This window comes from Pseudomonas sp. ICMP 10191, from assembly GCF_001467335.1.
Classification (GTDB): Bacteria; Pseudomonadota; Gammaproteobacteria; order Pseudomonadales; family Pseudomonadaceae; genus Aquipseudomonas; species Aquipseudomonas cerasi.
Genome location: NZ_LKGW01000046.1, coordinates 125,227 through 142,295, shown reverse-complemented (window position 1 = coordinate 142,295; position 17,069 = coordinate 125,227). Strand labels below are relative to the sequence as shown.

General features: G+C 59.4%; 14 protein-coding genes. 11 read left to right on the top strand and 3 right to left on the bottom strand.

Going from position 1 to position 17,069, the window contains the following annotated elements; genetic code table 11:
* The first annotated feature begins 25 nt into the window (after positions 1-25).
* Both AO388_RS05650 and AO388_RS05645 read left to right on the top strand, forming a co-directional pair.
* Positions 26-397, top strand: a complete 372-nt coding sequence (locus AO388_RS05650; RefSeq protein WP_058416169.1) for a response regulator — start codon at positions 26-28, stop codon at positions 395-397.
* Positions 390-1,724, top strand: a complete 1,335-nt coding sequence (locus tag AO388_RS05645) for a glycosyltransferase (RefSeq protein WP_058416168.1) — start codon at positions 390-392, stop codon at positions 1,722-1,724. The genes AO388_RS05650 and AO388_RS05645 overlap by 8 nt, the downstream gene beginning before the upstream one ends.
* On the opposite strand, the gene cobF is transcribed toward AO388_RS05645, so the two are convergent.
* Entirely contained in the window at positions 1,721-2,479 is a 759-nt protein-coding gene (gene cobF, locus AO388_RS05640; RefSeq protein WP_058416176.1) for a precorrin-6A synthase (deacetylating), read from the bottom strand. The two genes, AO388_RS05645 and cobF, sit on opposite strands and share 4 nt — an antisense overlap.
* A gap of 119 nt (positions 2,480-2,598) precedes the next feature.
* On the opposite strand from cobF, the gene AO388_RS05635 reads away from it, so the two are divergent.
* From AO388_RS05635 to AO388_RS05600, 8 genes are all read left to right on the top strand, one after another.
* Entirely contained in the window at positions 2,599-3,504 is a 906-nt protein-coding gene (locus AO388_RS05635; protein ID WP_003434154.1) for an AraC family transcriptional regulator, read from the top strand.
* A 240-nt stretch (positions 3,505-3,744) separates the two neighbouring features.
* Entirely contained in the window at positions 3,745-5,067 is a 1,323-nt protein-coding gene (locus AO388_RS05630) for an ABC transporter substrate-binding protein (RefSeq protein ID WP_003434156.1), read from the top strand.
* Between the two features lie 87 nt (positions 5,068-5,154).
* Positions 5,155-6,087, top strand: a complete 933-nt coding sequence (locus AO388_RS05625) for a carbohydrate ABC transporter permease (protein WP_003369337.1) — start codon at positions 5,155-5,157, stop codon at positions 6,085-6,087.
* Between the two features lie 10 nt (positions 6,088-6,097).
* On the top strand, positions 6,098-6,931 hold the full coding sequence (locus AO388_RS05620; protein WP_003369336.1) for a carbohydrate ABC transporter permease: 834 nt from the start codon (positions 6,098-6,100) through the stop codon (positions 6,929-6,931).
* A 30-nt stretch (positions 6,932-6,961) separates the two neighbouring features.
* Complete coding sequence (locus tag AO388_RS05615; RefSeq protein WP_003434157.1) at positions 6,962-8,068, top strand: ABC transporter ATP-binding protein; 1,107 nt, start codon at positions 6,962-6,964, stop codon at positions 8,066-8,068.
* 17 nt (positions 8,069-8,085) lie between these two features.
* Positions 8,086-9,567, top strand: coding sequence for a mannitol dehydrogenase family protein (locus tag AO388_RS05610; protein ID WP_058416167.1), 1,482 nt, complete (start codon positions 8,086-8,088; stop codon positions 9,565-9,567).
* Positions 9,568-9,577: 10 nt separating this feature from the next.
* Positions 9,578-11,059: a xylulokinase gene (gene xylB / locus AO388_RS05605; protein ID WP_058416166.1), complete on the top strand. Its 1,482-nt coding sequence runs from the start codon at positions 9,578-9,580 to the stop codon at positions 11,057-11,059.
* Between the two features lie 22 nt (positions 11,060-11,081).
* Positions 11,082-11,993: a carbohydrate kinase family protein gene (locus AO388_RS05600; RefSeq protein ID WP_058416165.1), complete on the top strand. Its 912-nt coding sequence runs from the start codon at positions 11,082-11,084 to the stop codon at positions 11,991-11,993.
* Positions 11,994-12,094: 101 nt separating this feature from the next.
* On the opposite strand, the gene AO388_RS05595 is transcribed toward AO388_RS05600, so the two are convergent.
* Both AO388_RS05595 and AO388_RS05590 read right to left on the bottom strand, forming a co-directional pair.
* Positions 12,095-12,649, bottom strand: a complete 555-nt coding sequence (locus tag AO388_RS05595) for a hypothetical protein (protein WP_003434165.1) — start codon at positions 12,647-12,649, stop codon at positions 12,095-12,097.
* A 168-nt stretch (positions 12,650-12,817) separates the two neighbouring features.
* Positions 12,818-15,727 carry a bifunctional diguanylate cyclase/phosphodiesterase gene (locus tag AO388_RS05590; protein WP_063613802.1) on the bottom strand — a complete coding sequence of 970 codons (2,910 nt, stop codon included), beginning with the start codon at positions 15,725-15,727 and terminating at the stop codon, positions 12,818-12,820.
* Positions 15,728-15,957: 230 nt separating this feature from the next.
* Between AO388_RS05590 and AO388_RS05585 the strand changes: the two genes are divergently transcribed.
* Positions 15,958-17,034: an NAD(P)-dependent alcohol dehydrogenase gene (locus AO388_RS05585; RefSeq protein ID WP_003434168.1), complete on the top strand. Its 1,077-nt coding sequence runs from the start codon at positions 15,958-15,960 to the stop codon at positions 17,032-17,034.
* Positions 17,035-17,069: the final 35 nt, after the last annotated feature.

Below are 17,069 nucleotides of genomic sequence, written 5' to 3'. Positions count from 1 at the left end.
ATTATTCAGGTTTAAGGAGTCAACCATGCCCGACACAGCCCGCACCATTCTCGTGGTCGAAGACGACGCCATTGTGCGCATGCTGATTGTCGACGTGCTCGAGGAGCTGGAATACAAGGTACTGGAAGCCGAGGACGCTACGTCGGCACTGACCTTTGTTGCAGACGATTCCAATCACATCGACTTGTTGATGACTGACCAGGGGCTGCCTGACATGAAGGGCACCGCACTGGCCAAAAAGGTCATCGAACTTCGCCCGCAATTGCCGGTGCTGTTCGCCAGCGGTTACTCCGAAAATATCGACGTGCCGCCAGGCATGTACTCGATCGGCAAGCCGTTCTCCATCGACCAGTTGCGTGACAAGGTAAAAAGCATTCTCGGGAACAGCCTTGACTGACATCGACGCAGTCTTCAATCGTACCGACAAGCCTGTCAGCACCCGCCTATTGATCATCGGCTACGTGTGGCCAGAACCGCGCTCCTCGGCCGCGAGCGGGCACATGATGCAATTGATTCAATGCTTTCTGGAGCAGGATTGGCAGATCACCTTTGCCAGCCCTGCCACTGAAGGCGAGCACCGCGCCGATCTGCTCGGCCTGGGCATCCACGAAGTGCACATTGCGCTCAACGACAGCAGTTTTGACGTGTTTGTCAGCGAATTGCAGCCTGACGTGGTGCTCTTCGATCAGTTCATGATCGAAGAGCAGTTCGGCTGGCGTGTCGAGCAGCAGTGTCCTGACGCGCTGCGAATTCTGGAGACCTCGGATTTCCAGAGCCTGCGCCACGCCCGCCATCAGTTGTTGAAGGACGCGCTGAACAGCGATTGCCCCGAGGCTGCGCCGGGCAGTGTGGACATTTCAGCGCCGCAGCTTTTCCGGCAGATAGCGTCCAGTGATCTGGCGCAGCGCGAAATCGCTTCGCTATATCGCTGCGACCTCAACCTGATGACGTCCGATGTCGAAATTGCACTGCTGAGCGGCCCTTTCGGCCTGCCCGAGACGCTGCTGCACTGGTGTCCGCTGATGATCGACGGCGCGCCCGACAGCTTCCGGCCTTTTGCACAGCGTGCACACTTCCTCAGTATCGGCAACTTCCGTCATGCGCCCAACTGGGATGCGGTGCTGTGGATGAAAACCACTATCTGGCCGCTGATCCGTCAACAACTGCCCGAAGCCCAGCTGCACATCTACGGTGCCTATACGCCACCCAAGGCCGCGGCGCTGCACAACGCCGCTCAGGGCTTTCATGTGAAGCACTGGGCCGAGGATGCGCTGGAGGTCATGTCCAATGCGCGAGTGTGCCTCGCGCCATTGCGTTTCGGGGCTGGTATCAAAGGCAAGCTGATGGACGCGATGCTCTGCGGAACGCCATCAGTCACCACCCCGGTGGGTGCGGAAGCCATGAGCGGCGGGCTGCCGTGGCCCGGCATCATTGCCGATAAGCCGGCCGACATCGCTGACGCTGCGGTCAGGCTGTATCAGGAGCAGAACCTCTGGCTTGAAGCGCAACATGCGGGTCACGCGGTACTGCAGGCGCGCTTCCAGCATAGGCAGCACTGTGCGAGCCTAATTGAGCGCATCGAAACCCTTCGCAACGGACTCGCGGAGCATCGTCTGGCGAACTTCACCGGCGCCATGCTGCGGCATCATCACCACAAGAGCACCAAATACATGGCGCAGTGGATCGAAGCGAAGAATCGCAACAAGGATGAAAAACCGGCTTAGGCCGGTTTGCGTAGCAAATAGGTGTCCATGATCCACCCCTTGCGCTCGCGTGCCTCGCTGCGCAGCCGCCTGATTTGCTCGCAGACCTCATCGAGCCGGCCCGACACCAGTATCTCGTCCGGCGTGCCCAGATACGCGCCCCAATAGATGTCCAGCCCCTGCCCCACATAACGCTCGAATGTGCAGTGCGCGTCGAGCATCACCACGACGTTGCCGAGGTGCTCCAGCGGAGCTGTCGCCAGGCGTCGGCCGGTGGTGATAAGAATCGACTCGCCGATGCGATTGAGCGGGATCCGGTGCCGCGCGACCAGGCTCTGGACGCTGGTGATACCGGGAATCACCTGATACTCGAATACCTCGTTGCGCCGCGCCAGGACCTGATCAAGGATGCGCATTGTGCTGTCGTAGAGCGACGGGTCGCCCCAGACCAGAAAAGCGCCGACCTGATCCACACCAAGCTCATCGGCCAACAACCGCTCGAAGAGTATTGCGCGCTGTTCGTGCCACCCCTCGATGCCGCGCTCGTAGGCCTGCGGATCATCTTCACGTCGAGGATCCTGAACTTGCACCAGACGGTAGCGTTCATGACTGATGTAGCGCTGACAGAGCTCTTTGCGCAGCCTCAGCAACTGATCGTCGACGTACCCCTTGTCGAGGATAAAGATCACCTCTGCACGGTTCAGTGCCGCGACAGCCTGCAGGGTGATCTGCTCGGGATCACCGGCCCCCATACCGATCAGCAGGATCTGTTTCATCGGGCAACGCCTCCACTGTGCAGGGGCCTGATCGTAGGTGATTTTTGCCAACGACCGGGCATTGAACTGAAAAATCAGGCACATTACTCTTTTGGCAACGGATGAACATGACATCGCCAATGAATAAAACAACAAGAATCGCCGACCCTTCCTACGAATTGATGGACGACCACAACGGTCTGTCGATCATCTACCGCGAGCATGGTTTCCCCTGCCCGCTGGTGCGCTGGCACTTCCACAAGGAATATGAGCTGCACCTGATTGTCGCCAGCTCTGGCAAGGTGTTTGTCGGCGACTACATCGGCAATTTCAATCCTGCCAGCCTGTTTCTCACCGGCCCCAACCTGCCGCATAACTGGATCAGCCAGATCGACGATGGCGAGGTGGTGCCCAAGCGCGACATGCTGGTCAACTTTACCGACGAGCTGCTGGAAAGCGGCAATCAGGTGTTTGCCGAACTCAAGACCCTGACGCCTTTACTGGAGCGCGCCCGCTACGGCATCGAATTTCGCTGCAAACGCACGATTCGTCAGGCCATGAAGCAAATGCAGAAGATCGCCGACTCACGAGGCATCACTCGCCTGGGCCACTTCTTCATCCTGCTCGAGCTGCTGGCCGCCAGCGACGACTACCAGCTGCTGTCAGGCACGGCGGTGGCCCACACGGCGGACGAGCACAGTGTGGATCGCACCAACCGGGCGGTGGATTATATATTCACCCACTATGGCCGCGAGCTGCCGCTGGAGGAAGTCGCCGAGTATCTGGGCATGAAGCCGACCTATTTTTCCCGGGTGTTCAAACAGGCTACCGGGCGCTGCTTCGTGGAGTTCGTCAATCGGCTGCGCATCAGCAAATCGTGTGAACTGCTTGCCGACGGCGACAAACCGGTCACCGATGTGTGCTTCGAGTCCGGATTCAACAATATTTCCAATTTCAATCGGCGCTTTCAGCAACTCAAGGGCATGACCCCGTCGCACTACCGCCGCCTCGCCGTTCAGCGTCTGACCGAACAAAACCTGTACTGATTCGCCCCGCTCTCGCCCTCATCGTCTACGCTGAAGATGCGTCGAAGCCGTCCTATGGGCGATTCGGCGCTGTTGGCTTTTCGCACCCGAGTGCAAAAAAGTATCAGTCAGAGTGCGGCGCAGGATTTGTCTTTCAAACCGAACGCCGGTGTAATCAGTGCACATCTTCCTCACCTCCGGAAGAGAAAAAAACAATAACCATCCTTCTACAGTCCTTTGGGCGTGGAAGAGGAGTGATCAATGAAGAACTCAGCAAAACTTCTGCTCGCCAGTTCCGTCCTCAGTACCTGTTTCGTGTTCAGTGGCAGTGCCACAGCGGGGACCGTGACCATCGCCACGGTCAACAACAGTGACATGATTCGCATGCAGCGCCTCTCCAAGACCTTCGAAGAAAAGCACCCCGACATCAAGCTCAACTGGGTCGTGCTGGAAGAGAACGTGCTGCGCCAACGACTGACCACCGACATCGCCACCAAGGGCGGCCAGTTCGACGTGCTGACCATCGGCATGTACGAAGCCTCACTCTGGGGTCAGAAAGGCTGGTTGCAGGAAATGAAAGACCTGCCTGCCAGTTACGAGCTGGACGATGTGTTCCCTTCCGTGCGTGACGGCCTGTCGGTGGACGGCAAACTGTTCGCCCTGCCGTTCTATGCTGAAGCTTCGATCACTTACTACCGCACCGACCTGTTCAAGGCGGCCGGCCTGACCATGCCAGAGCGCCCTACCTGGACGCAGATCGCCGAGTTCGCCGGCAAACTGACCGACAAATCCAAGGAACAGTACGGTCTCTGCCTGCGCGGCAAGGCTGGCTGGGGCGAGAACATGGCGCTGATCACCACGCTGGCCAACGCCTTTGGCGGACGCTGGTTCGATGAGAAGTGGACGCCACAGTTCGATCAGCCAGAGTGGAAGAATGCGCTGAACTTCTACGTCAACACCATGAAGCAGTCCGGGCCGCCGGGCGCCTCCAGCAACGGTTTCAACGAGAACCTTGCGCTGTTCAACAGCGGCAAGTGCGCCATCTGGGTCGACGCCAGCGTTGCCGGTTCGTTCGTGACCGACAAGAAGCAGAGCAAAGTGGCCGACAGCGTCGGCTTCACCTACGCCCCGCATGAGGTGACCGACAAGGGCTCGTCGTGGCTGTACTCGTGGTCGCTGGCGATCCCGACCAGCGCCAAGAACACCAAGGACGCTGCCGAGTTCACCCAGTGGGCCACCTCGAAAGAGTACGCCAAACTGGTTGCCGATACCGACGGCGTGTCCAACGTACCGCCGGGCACCCGCGCCTCGACCTACACCGACGAGTACAAAAAGGCAGCGCCGTTTGCCAACATCACGCTTGAGTCGTTGAAGAAGGTCGATCCCAAGTCGCCAACCCTCAAGCCCGTGCCTTACGTCGGCATTCAACTGGTCACCATTCCCGAGTTCCAGGCCATCGGCACCAGCGTCGGTCAGCAGTTCTCCGCAGCACTCATAGGTCAGTCCACTGTGGATCAAGCCTTGCAGAATGCGCAAACCGCTACCGCGCGCGACATGAAACGAGCGGGTTACCCGAAAAAGTAACCGTCACGCACCAGGGCGAAAGCCGATGCTTTCGCCCTGCCGCTCAACTGCGCAACAACTCTGGTGCAATCCGGTTCGGAGCTCCCCATGAATACCTCAGCCTCCCCTGAACGCACGGACTTGTCCGGCGAACAGCAACCGCTCAAAAGCCGTCGATTCAAGCCGGGCTGGTTTCTGGTCAGTCCTTCGGTGGCGCTTCTGTTGGTGTGGATGATCGTGCCGCTGGGCATGACCATTTATTTCTCGCTGATCCGCTACAACCTGCTCTCCCCTGGCGAAAACGAATTCGTCGGCCTGGAAAACTTCCAGTACTTCGTGACCGACAGCGGCTTTTTGCCGGGTGCCGGCAATACCTTGCTGCTGGTCGGCAGTGTGCTGGCGATCAGCGTGATCTTCGGCGTGCTGATTTCGGCGCTGCTGGAAGCCAGTGAGTTTTTCGGTCGTGGCATCGTCCGTGTGCTGTTGATCTCGCCGTTCTTCATCATGCCCACGGTCAGTGCGCTGATCTGGAAAAACCTGATTTTCCACCCGGTGTCCGGCGTACTCGCGGCGGTCTGGAAGTTCTTCGGCGCGCAACCCATCGACTGGTTCGCCCATTACCCGATGCTGTCGATCATTATCATCGTCTCCTGGCAATGGCTGCCGTTCGCGATCCTGATCCTGATGACCGCCATGCAGTCGCTCGATCAAGAGCAGAAAGAAGCGGCGCGGCTGGACGGCGCAGGTCCCCTGGCAATCTTCTGGCACCTGACCCTGCCGCACCTGGCACGTCCGATTGCCGTGGTGGTAATGATCGAAACGATCTTCCTGCTTTCGGTATTCGCTGAAATCTTCACCACGACCAATGGCGGGCCGGGCTTTGCCTCGACCAACCTGGCTTACCTGATCTACATCCAGGCGCTGCTGCAGTTCGACGTCGGCATGGCCTCGGCGGGCGGCTTGATTGCAGTGGTCATAGCCAACATCGCGGCGATCATCCTGATCCGGATGATCGGCAAAAACCTCACCGACAAGTCATGAGGACCTTGCCATGATGACCCTCAAACAATCACGCCGTCTGCAAAGCCTGCTGCTCGGGGCCCTGTCCTGGATCATCGCTGCGCTGGTGTTCTTTCCGATCTTCTGGATGGTCCTGACCAGCTTCAAAACCGAGATCGATGCGTTCGCGACACCGCCACAGCTGTTCTTCACCCCAACGCTGGAAAACTACCTGCACATTCAGGAGCGCAGCGATTACTTCCATTTTGCCTGGAACTCGGTGCTGATTTCCTTCAGCGCGACGGTACTGGCGATGCTGATCGCGATTCCTGCGGCATATTCCATGGCGTTTTTCGAGACCAAGCGCACCAAAGGCACGCTACTGTGGATGCTGTCTACCAAGATGCTGCCGCCGGTGGGCGTGCTGATGCCGATCTATCTGCTGGCCAAGACCTTTGGCCTGCTGGATTCGCGTCTGGCACTGATCATCATCTATACGCTGATCAACCTGCCGATCGTGGTCTGGATGATTTACACCTACTTCAAGGATATCCCCGGCGAGATCCTCGAGGCCTCGCGGCTGGACGGGGCCAGCACCCGCCAGGAAATCTTTCGCGTGCTGATGCCGATCTGCAAGGGCGGCCTGGCGTCCACCGCGTTGCTGTCGCTGATCCTGTGCTGGAACGAAGCGTTCTGGTCTCTGAACCTCACCTCGTCCGCCGCGGCCCCGTTGACTGCCTTGATCGCTTCCTACTCCAGCCCCGAAGGGTTGTTCTGGGCCAAGCTGTCAGCGGTCTCGACCCTGGCCTGTGCGCCCATTCTGATTTTCGGCTGGATCAGTCAGAAACAACTGGTTCGCGGCCTGTCGTTCGGCGCTGTCAAATAGCCCGGCCCAAAGAACAAGAAGGAGTCCAACATGGCTAATCTGAGCATCCGCAATCTGCAAAAAGGCTTTGACGGTCACCAGATCATCAAGGGCATTGACCTGGACGTGAAAGACCGCGAGTTCGTGGTCTTCGTCGGGCCTTCGGGCTGCGGCAAATCCACCCTGCTGCGGCTGATCGCCGGGCTCGAGGAAGTGACATCGGGAACCATCGAGCTCGATGGCCGGGACATCACTCAGGTGACCCCGGCCAAGCGTGACCTGGCCATGGTGTTCCAGACCTATGCGCTGTATCCGCACATGACCGTCGGCAAGAACCTGTCGTTTGCGCTGGACCTGGCGGGCGGTGACAAGGCCGAGATCAAGAAGAAGGTCGATGAAGCCGCACGTATTCTGGAGCTCGGACCACTGCTGGAGCGCAAGCCCAAGCAGCTGTCCGGCGGACAACGTCAGCGTGTCGCGATTGGCCGGGCCATTGTGCGCAACCCGAAGATTTTCCTGTTCGACGAGCCGCTGTCCAACCTCGACGCCGCGCTGCGCGTGCAGACCCGCCTGGAGTTGTCGCGCCTGCATAAAGAGTTGCAGGCCACCATGATCTACGTGACGCATGATCAGGTGGAAGCCATGACCCTGGCCGACAAGGTTGTCGTCCTCAATGGCGGCAAGGTCGAGCAGGTCGGCTCGCCGCTCGAGTTGTATCACCACCCGGCCAACCTGTTCGTTGCCGGCTTCCTCGGCACGCCGAAAATGGGCTTCCTCAAGGGCAGGATCAGCCGGGCGGACAGCAGCAGTTGCGAAGTCGAGCTGGATGCCGGAACGCGTATCAGCCTGCCGGTCAATGGCGCAGGACAAAGCGTTGGCGCCGCTGTGACGCTGGGCATCCGCCCGGAACACCTGAACCTTGCCCAGAGTGAGGATTGCCAGTTGCAGGTGATTGCCGATGTCAGCGAACGTCTTGGCAGCGACACGTACTGTCACGTGCGCACCCGTTCGGGCGAGGCGCTGACCATGCGTATTCGTGGTGATCTGGCCAGCCAGTACGGCGAAACGCTGAACCTGCATCTCGACAGTGCCCACTGCCACCTGTTCGACGCTCAAGGTCTGGTGATTGCCAAAGCCTTGCAGACTGCCGCCGCCTGAGTTCTGGAGAGCCCTTCATGAAACTGAATAAAAACAATCTGTCCCGACTGGACGCCGACATTGCCCTGCCCGCCTACACCGTCGACAGCACTCGCCAGGGCATTGCCCATATCGGCGTCGGCGGCTTCCATCGTGCGCATCAGGCGTTTTACACCGATGCGCTGATGAACAGCGGCGAAGGCTTCGAGTGGAGCATCTGCGGCGTGGGCCTGCGTCCTGAAGACAAGGCCGTGCGCGACGCTCTGGCACAACAGGACTACCTGTACACGCTCTATGAACTGGGTGACACACCCGATACCCAAACCCGCATCATTGCCTCGATCAGCGGCATGCTGCTGGCCGGTGACAGTCCGCAGGCGCTGATCGACAAGCTTGCCAGCCCGGACATACGCATCGTCTCGCTGACCATCACCGAAGGCGGTTACTGCATCGACGACAGCAACGGTCAGTTCATGGCCCATCTACCGCAGATCCAGCACGACCTGGCGAATCCGGATCAGCCAAAGACGGTATTCGGCTTCCTCTGCGCCGCGCTGGCGCGGCGCCGGGCGCAAGGCACGCCGGCCTTTACCCTGATGTCCTGCGATAACCTGCCACACAACGGCGCAGTGACACGCAAGGCATTGCTGGCATTTGCCACGTTGCGCGATGCAGAGCTGCACGACTGGATCAAGGCAAACGTCAGCTTTCCCAACGCGATGGTCGACCGTATCACACCGATGACCAGCGCAGCCCACCGTCTGCAACTGGCAGACGATAAACACATCGACGACGCCTGGCCGGTGGTCTGCGAACCGTTCGTGCAGTGGGTGCTGGAAGACAAGTTCGTCAATGGTCGCCCGGCATGGGAGAAAGTCGGCGTGCAATTCACCGATGACGTGACGCCCTATGAAGAGATGAAAATCAAACTGCTCAACGGCAGTCATCTGGCACTGACCTACCTGGGCTTCCTCAAAGGTTATCGTTTTGTACACGAAACCATGAATGACCCGCTGTTCGTGAGCTATATCCGCGCCTACATGGACCTTGATGTCACCCCGCAACTGGCGTCGGTGCCAGGCATCGACCTGGAAGGTTACAAAGACACCCTGATCGAGCGTTTTTCCAACCAGGCGATTGCCGACCAGCTGGAACGGGTCTGCTCGGACGGTTCGTCGAAATTTCCCAAGTTCACCATTCCGACGATCAATCGTCTGATCGTCGATCAGGGCAATCTCGAACGTGCCTCACTGGTAGTCGCCGCATGGGCGCTGTACCTGAAGGGTGTTGACGAGAACGGCACGACCTACAGGATTCCTGACCCGCGTGCCGAGTTCTGCCAGGCGCTGGTGGCTGATGACGCGCTCATTGCCGAGCGCTTGTTGGCGGTGGAAGAAATATTTGGCTCGGCCATTCCGAAATCCGCAGCCTTCGTGGCGGCTTTCGAGCAGAACCTCAATGATCTGCGCACGCTGGGTGTGAGTGGCACACTGGAAAAACTTTTGACCGCCAGGGCCTGAGGGACTTCCCATGTTTCTTGGAATCGATTGCGGGACCCAGGGCACCAAGGTGTTGGTGCTCGATACCGAAAGCGGCAACGTGCTGGGTGAAGGCTCGGCGCCGCACAGCCTGATCAGCGACCATAACGGCCGCCGTGAACAGGACGTGCAGCAATGGCTGGACGCGCTGCAACAGGCGACCCGCGAGGCATTGGCAGCGTCGGGCGTTTCCGGACAGCAGATCCAGGGCATCGGTGTGTCAGGCCAGCAACACGGCCTGGTGCTGCTCGATGCCCACGGCGAGGTACTGCGCCCGGCCAAGCTGTGGTGTGACACCGAGTCGGCACCGGAAAACCAGCGCCTGCTGGACGACCTGGGAGGCGCGCAGGGGTCGCTGCAACGCCTTGGCCTGGTCATCGCCCCAGGCTATACCGTGTCCAAACTGTTGTGGACCAAGGAGCAGTTCCCGCAGCTGTTCGAGCGGATCGACAAAGTGTTGCTGCCCCACGACTACCTCAACTATTGGCTGACCGGTCGCTGCTGCACCGAGTTTGGCGACGCGTCGGGCACCGGCTACTTCAACGTGCGCACTCGCGAGTGGGACCTGCCATTGCTTGCGCACATCGACCCGAGCGGCCGGTTGGGCAAGGCACTTCCGCAGCTGTTGCAAGCCCACGAACCGGTCGGCGTGCTGCGTCCTGAAGTTGCCCGATTGCTGAGCCTGAACCCTGACGCTCTGGTGTCCAGTGGTGGCGGCGACAACATGATGGGCGCGATTGGCACGGGCAATATCCAGCCGGGGCTGATCACCATGAGCCTCGGCTCTTCCGGTACTGTGTATGCCTATGCCGATGAGGCACGGGTCAGCGAGCATGAATCGGTCGCGACCTTCTGCTCATCCTCCGGCGGCTGGTTGCCGCTGATCTGCACGATGAACCTGACCAACGCGACGACCGCCATTCGCGAGCTGTTCGCCCTCGACATCGCCGGCTTCAACCAAGCGGTCGCCCAGGCGCCGATCGGTGCCGAAGGCGTACTGATGCTGCCCTTTCTGAATGGCGAACGCGTGCCCGCCCTGCCCGACGCTACCGGCAGCATCGTCGGGCTGGACAGCACCAATCTGACCCAGGCCAACCTGTCCCGCGCGGTGGTCGAAGGCACCACCTTCGGCCTTCGCTACGGTCTCGATCTGCTGCGCGACAGCGGTATCAAAAGCGAGAAGATCCGCCTGATCGGCGGAGGCTCGAAAAGTGCCGTGTGGCGGCAGATCGTAGCCGACATCATGAACACCCCGGTGATCTGCACCGACCACTCGGAAGCCGCTGCGCTGGGCGCTGCCATTCAGGCGGCCTGGTGCTGGTCGCACGCCAACGGCAAGGTTCAGGACCTGCAGCAACTGTGCGAACGCTGCGTAAGTCTCGATCAAAGCAGTGAGACGCACCCCGTGGTGCATAATGTGGCCGCCTATCAGCAGGTCTATCAGCGTTATCAGGCGCAACTGCGCAAGGTTTGAACCGTTTTTTCATGGAGCACTTATGTTTCTGGTTTGTGGCGAAGCACTGTTCGACATTTTCACCCGCGCTGATGACAGCGGTTCCCTGAACAGATTGGGGTTTGATGCGATTGCCGGTGGCTCTCCGTTCAACGTTGCGATCGGCCTGCGCCGCCTGGGTGTGGAAGCGAGCTTCCTGGCCGGGCTGTCCACCGATTACCTGGGTCGTCGGCTGCGTGCCGTGCTGGAAAAGGAAACCGTGAATACCGATCACCTGATCGAATTCGACGCACCCACTACACTGGCCATGGTCGCCGTGGGCAGCGATGGATCGCCGACTTACAGCTTTCGAGGCGATGGCTGCGCGGACCGCCAGTTACGCCTGGAACACCTGCCGCAACTCGACGGGCAGGTACGCGGCATTCACGTCGGCTCGTTTTCACTGGTGGTGCAGCCGATTGCCGACACGCTGCTGGCGCTGGTAGCCCGTGAAAGCAGCACCCGCCTGATCTCGCTGGACCCCAATGTGCGCCTCAACCCGGCACCGGACATTCAGCGCTGGCGCAGCCAGGTCGCAGCATTCGCCGAGCAAGCGCACCTGATCAAGGTCAGCGACGAAGACCTCCACCTGTTGTACCCGGACAGCGACCCACAAAAGATTGCCGAAGGCTGGCTCGGCAAGCGTACACAACTGGTCATCGTCACCCGCGGCACGCAAGGCGCCAGCGTCTTCACCCGTCAGCACGGCNCCACCGCCGATACCGTCGGGGCCGGGGATACTTTTCAGGCCGCGCTGCTGACCTTCCTCAGTGAACGCCAGCTCGATACGCCGCAAGGCTTGTCAACGCTGTCACGGGAAACACTGGACGAGATGCTGAATTTTGCCGTCGGCGCGGCTGCGCTGACCTGCACAAAGGTCGGGCCGGATTTGCCGTACAGGCATCAATTGGGGTGAAAGGGCTTGAATACTACCTCCATACACCCGCATCAACTGCGGTGTATGGACGGTAGTCTTCGCTTGTTCACGAAAAGGTCATCAAAGTCGCCGAACAAACATCAGGCCACCATACCGGCCTTGATACCTCTGATGCGGGTGTTGATGTCATCCGCAACGTCGTTCTGCTTGTCCTTGAGCGCGTCCTGAACCTTCTGGTCAATGGCCAGTTGGTCCTGAGGTGCCATGGCGTCGTAGTCTTTCTGGGTGATGCCCGTCAGCTTTTCGCGCACTTTCTCTTCGGCTGTCTGCTTCAGAGAGTCCATGAATTTCTGTTGTACCGAATCCGTCGATGCCGTGTCAGTGGTGCTGGTGGTACCAGCCACTGAACCGATGACACCATTGTCACGGTCAGCCGTCTTTTCCGACAGTGACGTATCACCGGCGGATTTCAGGTTGATCATCATCCGTGCAAAGGATTCGTTGTAACCACTGTTGTCCTGCCTGCTGTCCTGCGATGTCGAACTGCTGGTCTGCGCGGTAACCGGTGCCGAACCTGATGTCAGGCCAGCGGCAGCGACCGAGCTGAAGGCGTCCTGGGACACCTCGTCTACGGTCTTGCGCCCGACGACAGCTCGGGAAACAAGCTGCTCAAGCGCACTCGTGCCAATAATCATCTCTCACCTCCTGATGAACCTGTTGCGCAGGTTCAACAGCAAGTCCAGTGCCAACTGCCCTACAAATAATTAACCTGTTGATTTTTAAAGATTAAATAAAAACAGGGCATACATATCGCGTCAAAAAACGGATGCATCCGGCCGCCTGCGGCAAGCATTGGCCGAGCTTCAGCCTGCCGCACGGCCGGTGTTGATATTCAACAGCTCAATCGGCAGCGGCTCGGAAAAGTAGTAGCCCTGCGCCTGTGTGGCGCCAATCTCACGCAGCAGCTCAAGGGTTTCACGGTCCTCGACCCCTTCGGCAACCACGGTCAGATCGAGGGATTCGGCCATGCGCACGATGGCACGCACAATCGCGCGGCTGCGCACACTGGAAGCCAGGCCGAAGATAAACGACTTGTCGATTTTCAATCCGCTGAAATGGTACTGGTGCACGTAACTGAGCGAAGAGAAGCCCGCGCCGAAATCATCGAGCATGACCGACATGCCGTGCTCGGCCAGAAGCTTCATTGACAGGCGTGCCTGCTCGGGATCGGCCACCAGTGCGCCTTCGGTGAGCTCCAGGCACAGACGCTCGGGCGCAACATTGTGTTCGGCAAGCATCGCCAGCACTTCCGCCGCGAATGCCGGACGGGTGATGCTGTAACTCGAACAGTTCACATGCACGGGTGGCCAATGACCGTTTTCGGGTTGCGCCAGAATGGCAACCACACGCTTGAGCATGTAAAAGTCCAGACGGCCAATCAGACGCAGCCCCTCTAGCGCAGGTAGAAAGCTCTCTGGCCCGACGACTCGCCCATCCGGCATGCACCAGCGGATCAGCGCCTCGAACGCCAGCAACTTTCCGCTATTGACGCAAATCACCGGCTGAAAATAGGGAATCAACTGATCCGTACGTTTCAGCGCCGTGCGCAAGGCGCCCTCCTGCTCGACCTGATCCGATACCTCGCGACGCAACGCCTGATTGAACACCGCGAAGCTGTCCCGGCCGCCATTCTTGACCCGGTACATGGCGGTATCGGCATCGCGCAGCAGGTCAGCCGGCTCCTGATGGAAGCGGCTGTCGGCGCCCACCACACCGATACTGCAGGAAGAAAAAACCGTGTGATCATCGATCACGAACGGCTGCTCGAACGCCGTCAGTATTCGCTGGGCAATCTCCGTGCCGGTCTGCAACGGCGTGTCGATGCTCAACACGGCGAACTCGTCACCGCCCAGCCGCGCCAACAGGTCCTTTTCGCGCATGCAACTGCGCAAACGCTCGGCGGCCTGCACCAGAAGGATGTCGCCGCAGTGATGGCCAAGGCTGTCATTGATCATCTTGAAGCGATCCAGATCGATGAACATGACGATCAGTTGCTGGCCATCGCGGCAGAAGTCCTGCCAGGCATGCCTCAGGCGATATTGCAAATGGCTGCGATTGGGCAGCCCGGTCAGCGAGTCGTGGGAGTTTTCGTGCTGCAGTCTGGCGTTGGCCCGATCCAGCTCACGGGTCCTGTCTCGAACCCTGGCTTCAAGCAAAACATTGGCGGTATGGATCGCGTCTGCCGCGCTGCGCCGGGACAGTGCCGTATCGATGTGACGAGAAACAAAGGTGAGCAGTTCCTGATCGCGCAAGGTATAGCTGACGTCCTTGGAATAACTCTGCACCACCAGCACGCCGCGAACCTGTCCGCCGTCGAACAGCGGAATGCCCAGCCATGAAGAACAACGACCGGATTGTCGCTGGACCTCGATCTCGCCAAGGCTTTCCAGCCTGCGGGCTTCATCGTAATCGATCAGGCACGGTCGCCGCTGGCCTATCACATACTCGGTAAACCCTCGCTGCCCGCGTCGTGAACGCGGCGGCGTGGGCTTGAACTCGTCAATGTAATACGGAAAGGTCACTTCGCCCGTCGCGCTGTCGTAAAGCGCGATGTAGAAATTGAGCGCCACCAGCAGCTCGCCGACGATCATGTGCAGGCTGCGGAAAAGCTCGTTCATGTCGCCGGGCTGACTGGAAAGCTCGGCAATCTGGAACAGGGCACTCTGCAGATGCTCGGCACGCTCGCGATCCCTGACTTCCTGACGCAACGCGTCATTGGCTGCAGAAAGTTGTTGCGTGCGCAGGGCTACCACCTGTTCCAGGTCAGTTCGGCGCAACTGCCGGTCCAGTGCCATCGCCACATGGCGCGACACGACGGCGAACAATGCACGATCCTGGGCACTGTAGACACGAGACACATCGTAAACCTGCATCGCGACCATGCCGAAGACTTCATCCGATGCATTTTTCAAGGGCGCGCCCATCCAGAACTCGGGCAGACGTCCGACGCAGTAAAAGCGGTTCTCGGCTTTGGCCAGTTCGATGCAGGCGGCATCGAGAAACAAAGGCTGCCCGCTGCTCAAGACATACCCGGTCAGCGACATCCGGTCAGCGTCGATAAACTCGAACGTCTCGTGAGCCATCGCTTCGTCATCGAAACGGTCAATGTAATAAGGGTACGTGATCTTGCCGCTTTGCCGGTCATACAGCGCAACGTAGAAGTTCTCGGCATCGATCAGCGCCCCCAATTGCTCATGAATGCCTTGCAGAAAAGCGCCGCGGTCCAGCGTGGAGCTGGCCAGCAGGCTGATTTCATACAGAACCCGCTGAGTGTTCTGCGCGCGGATCAACGCGGCGGTCTGCAACAGCGAGCCCAGTCTGGCGGCCAGATCCACCAGCAGGGGGTGGTCTTTGTCGGCCATCGGTGCCAACACCCAGCCCAGCACGCCCTCGCCCTGCCCTGCGACCCGGCAATGCAGCTGCAATTGAGCGCAATACGCTTCGAAGTCTTCAGCCGCGATGTGTACTGGCCAGACAACGGTGTTGTCGCCCTGTCCGAGCAGGCATTTCAGTTCGCCAGCGGCGTATGCAGCCCAGGCAATATCCGCTGTCTGCTCGCGTGCGGCGCTGATGAGTGCTTCGATAGACGCGTGACAGGAGAATCGGTCGCGGTTGGCTGCCGAGGCGCTGCCGGGAGTACGTGAGGTGCACGCTACGCTTGGGCAAAGGCCCGTGGCCAGAAGTGAGACTGTCATGGAAACACCCAGATGCATGAGCCGACGGCGGTCATCCTTAAAATAATGACCAGAGATTACAAGCGTGTCAGGCATTGTTGCAAAGTTCATACCTTTTTGGCAGACCCTTGTATTCCCCTATGACGCTTGTGTGACGCAGGGCACTACACGGCTCCCTCATGTGTCAGATTCAGGTGCATTGCCGCGCAGCGAGGCTCGGCTATGCTGTCGTACGGCGTTACATTTATTCAATTGAACAGGTGACAGTAATGGTCAAGACGTACAGCTACGCAGCGCAATCTGCCCAAGACATACTCAAACCCCATCAATTCGAACGTCGCTCGCCCGGCGCTGACGATGTTCAGATCGACATCCTTTACTGCGGCGTGTGCCACTCGGACCTGCACACTGCGCGCAATGAGTGGCACAACACACTCTATCCTTCTGTTCCGGGTCACGAAATCGTCGGTCGGGTCACGGCGGTCGGCTCCGACGTCAAGCAATTCAAGGTCGGCGACCTGGCTGGCGTCGGCTGCATGGTCGACAGCTGCCAGCAATGTACATCGTGCGCCGAGGGTGACGAGCAATATTGCGAGAGCGGCTTCACCGGCACCTACAATGGCCCGGTATTTGGCGGCGAGAACACATTCGGCGGCTACTCCGACAAGATCGTGGTCAAGGAAAAGTTCGTCTTGCGCATCTCTCATGATGCCAACCTGGCCGCCGTAGCGCCGCTGTTGTGCGCGGGTATCACCACCTATTCCCCCTTGCGCCACTGGAAGGTCGGCCCGGGCAAGAAAGTCGGCATTGTCGGGCTTGGCGGTCTCGGCCACATGGGCGTCAAGATTGCCCACGCCATGGGCGCACATGTTGTGCTGTTCACGACCTCCCCCAACAAGCGAGAAGATGGCTTGCGCCTGGGCGCCGACGAAGTAGTCGTATCCAAAGACGCGGCACAGATGGCCGCTCAGGCCAACAGCCTGGACTTTATCCTCAACACGGTCGCAGCGCCGCATGATCTGGACGCCTTTCTGTCTCTTCTCAAGCGCGACGGCACCATGACACTGGTCGGCGCGCCGGCAGAACCGCATCCGTCACCAGCGGTGTTCAACCTGATCTTCAAACGTCGCAGCCTGGCTGGCTCGTTGATCGGAGGCATTCAGGAAACCCAGGAAATGCTGGATTTCTGCGCCGAGCACGGCATCGTTTCCGACATCGAAATGATCAACATGCAGGACATCAACGAGGCTTATGAGCGGATGCTAAAGGGCGACGTCAAGTATCGCTTTGTCATCGACATGGACAGCCTCAAGCAGGAAGCGGCTGCCGACTCGAACGCTGCCTGACGTGCAGCCAACAGCCAGGGAAGGCTGAGCGCACG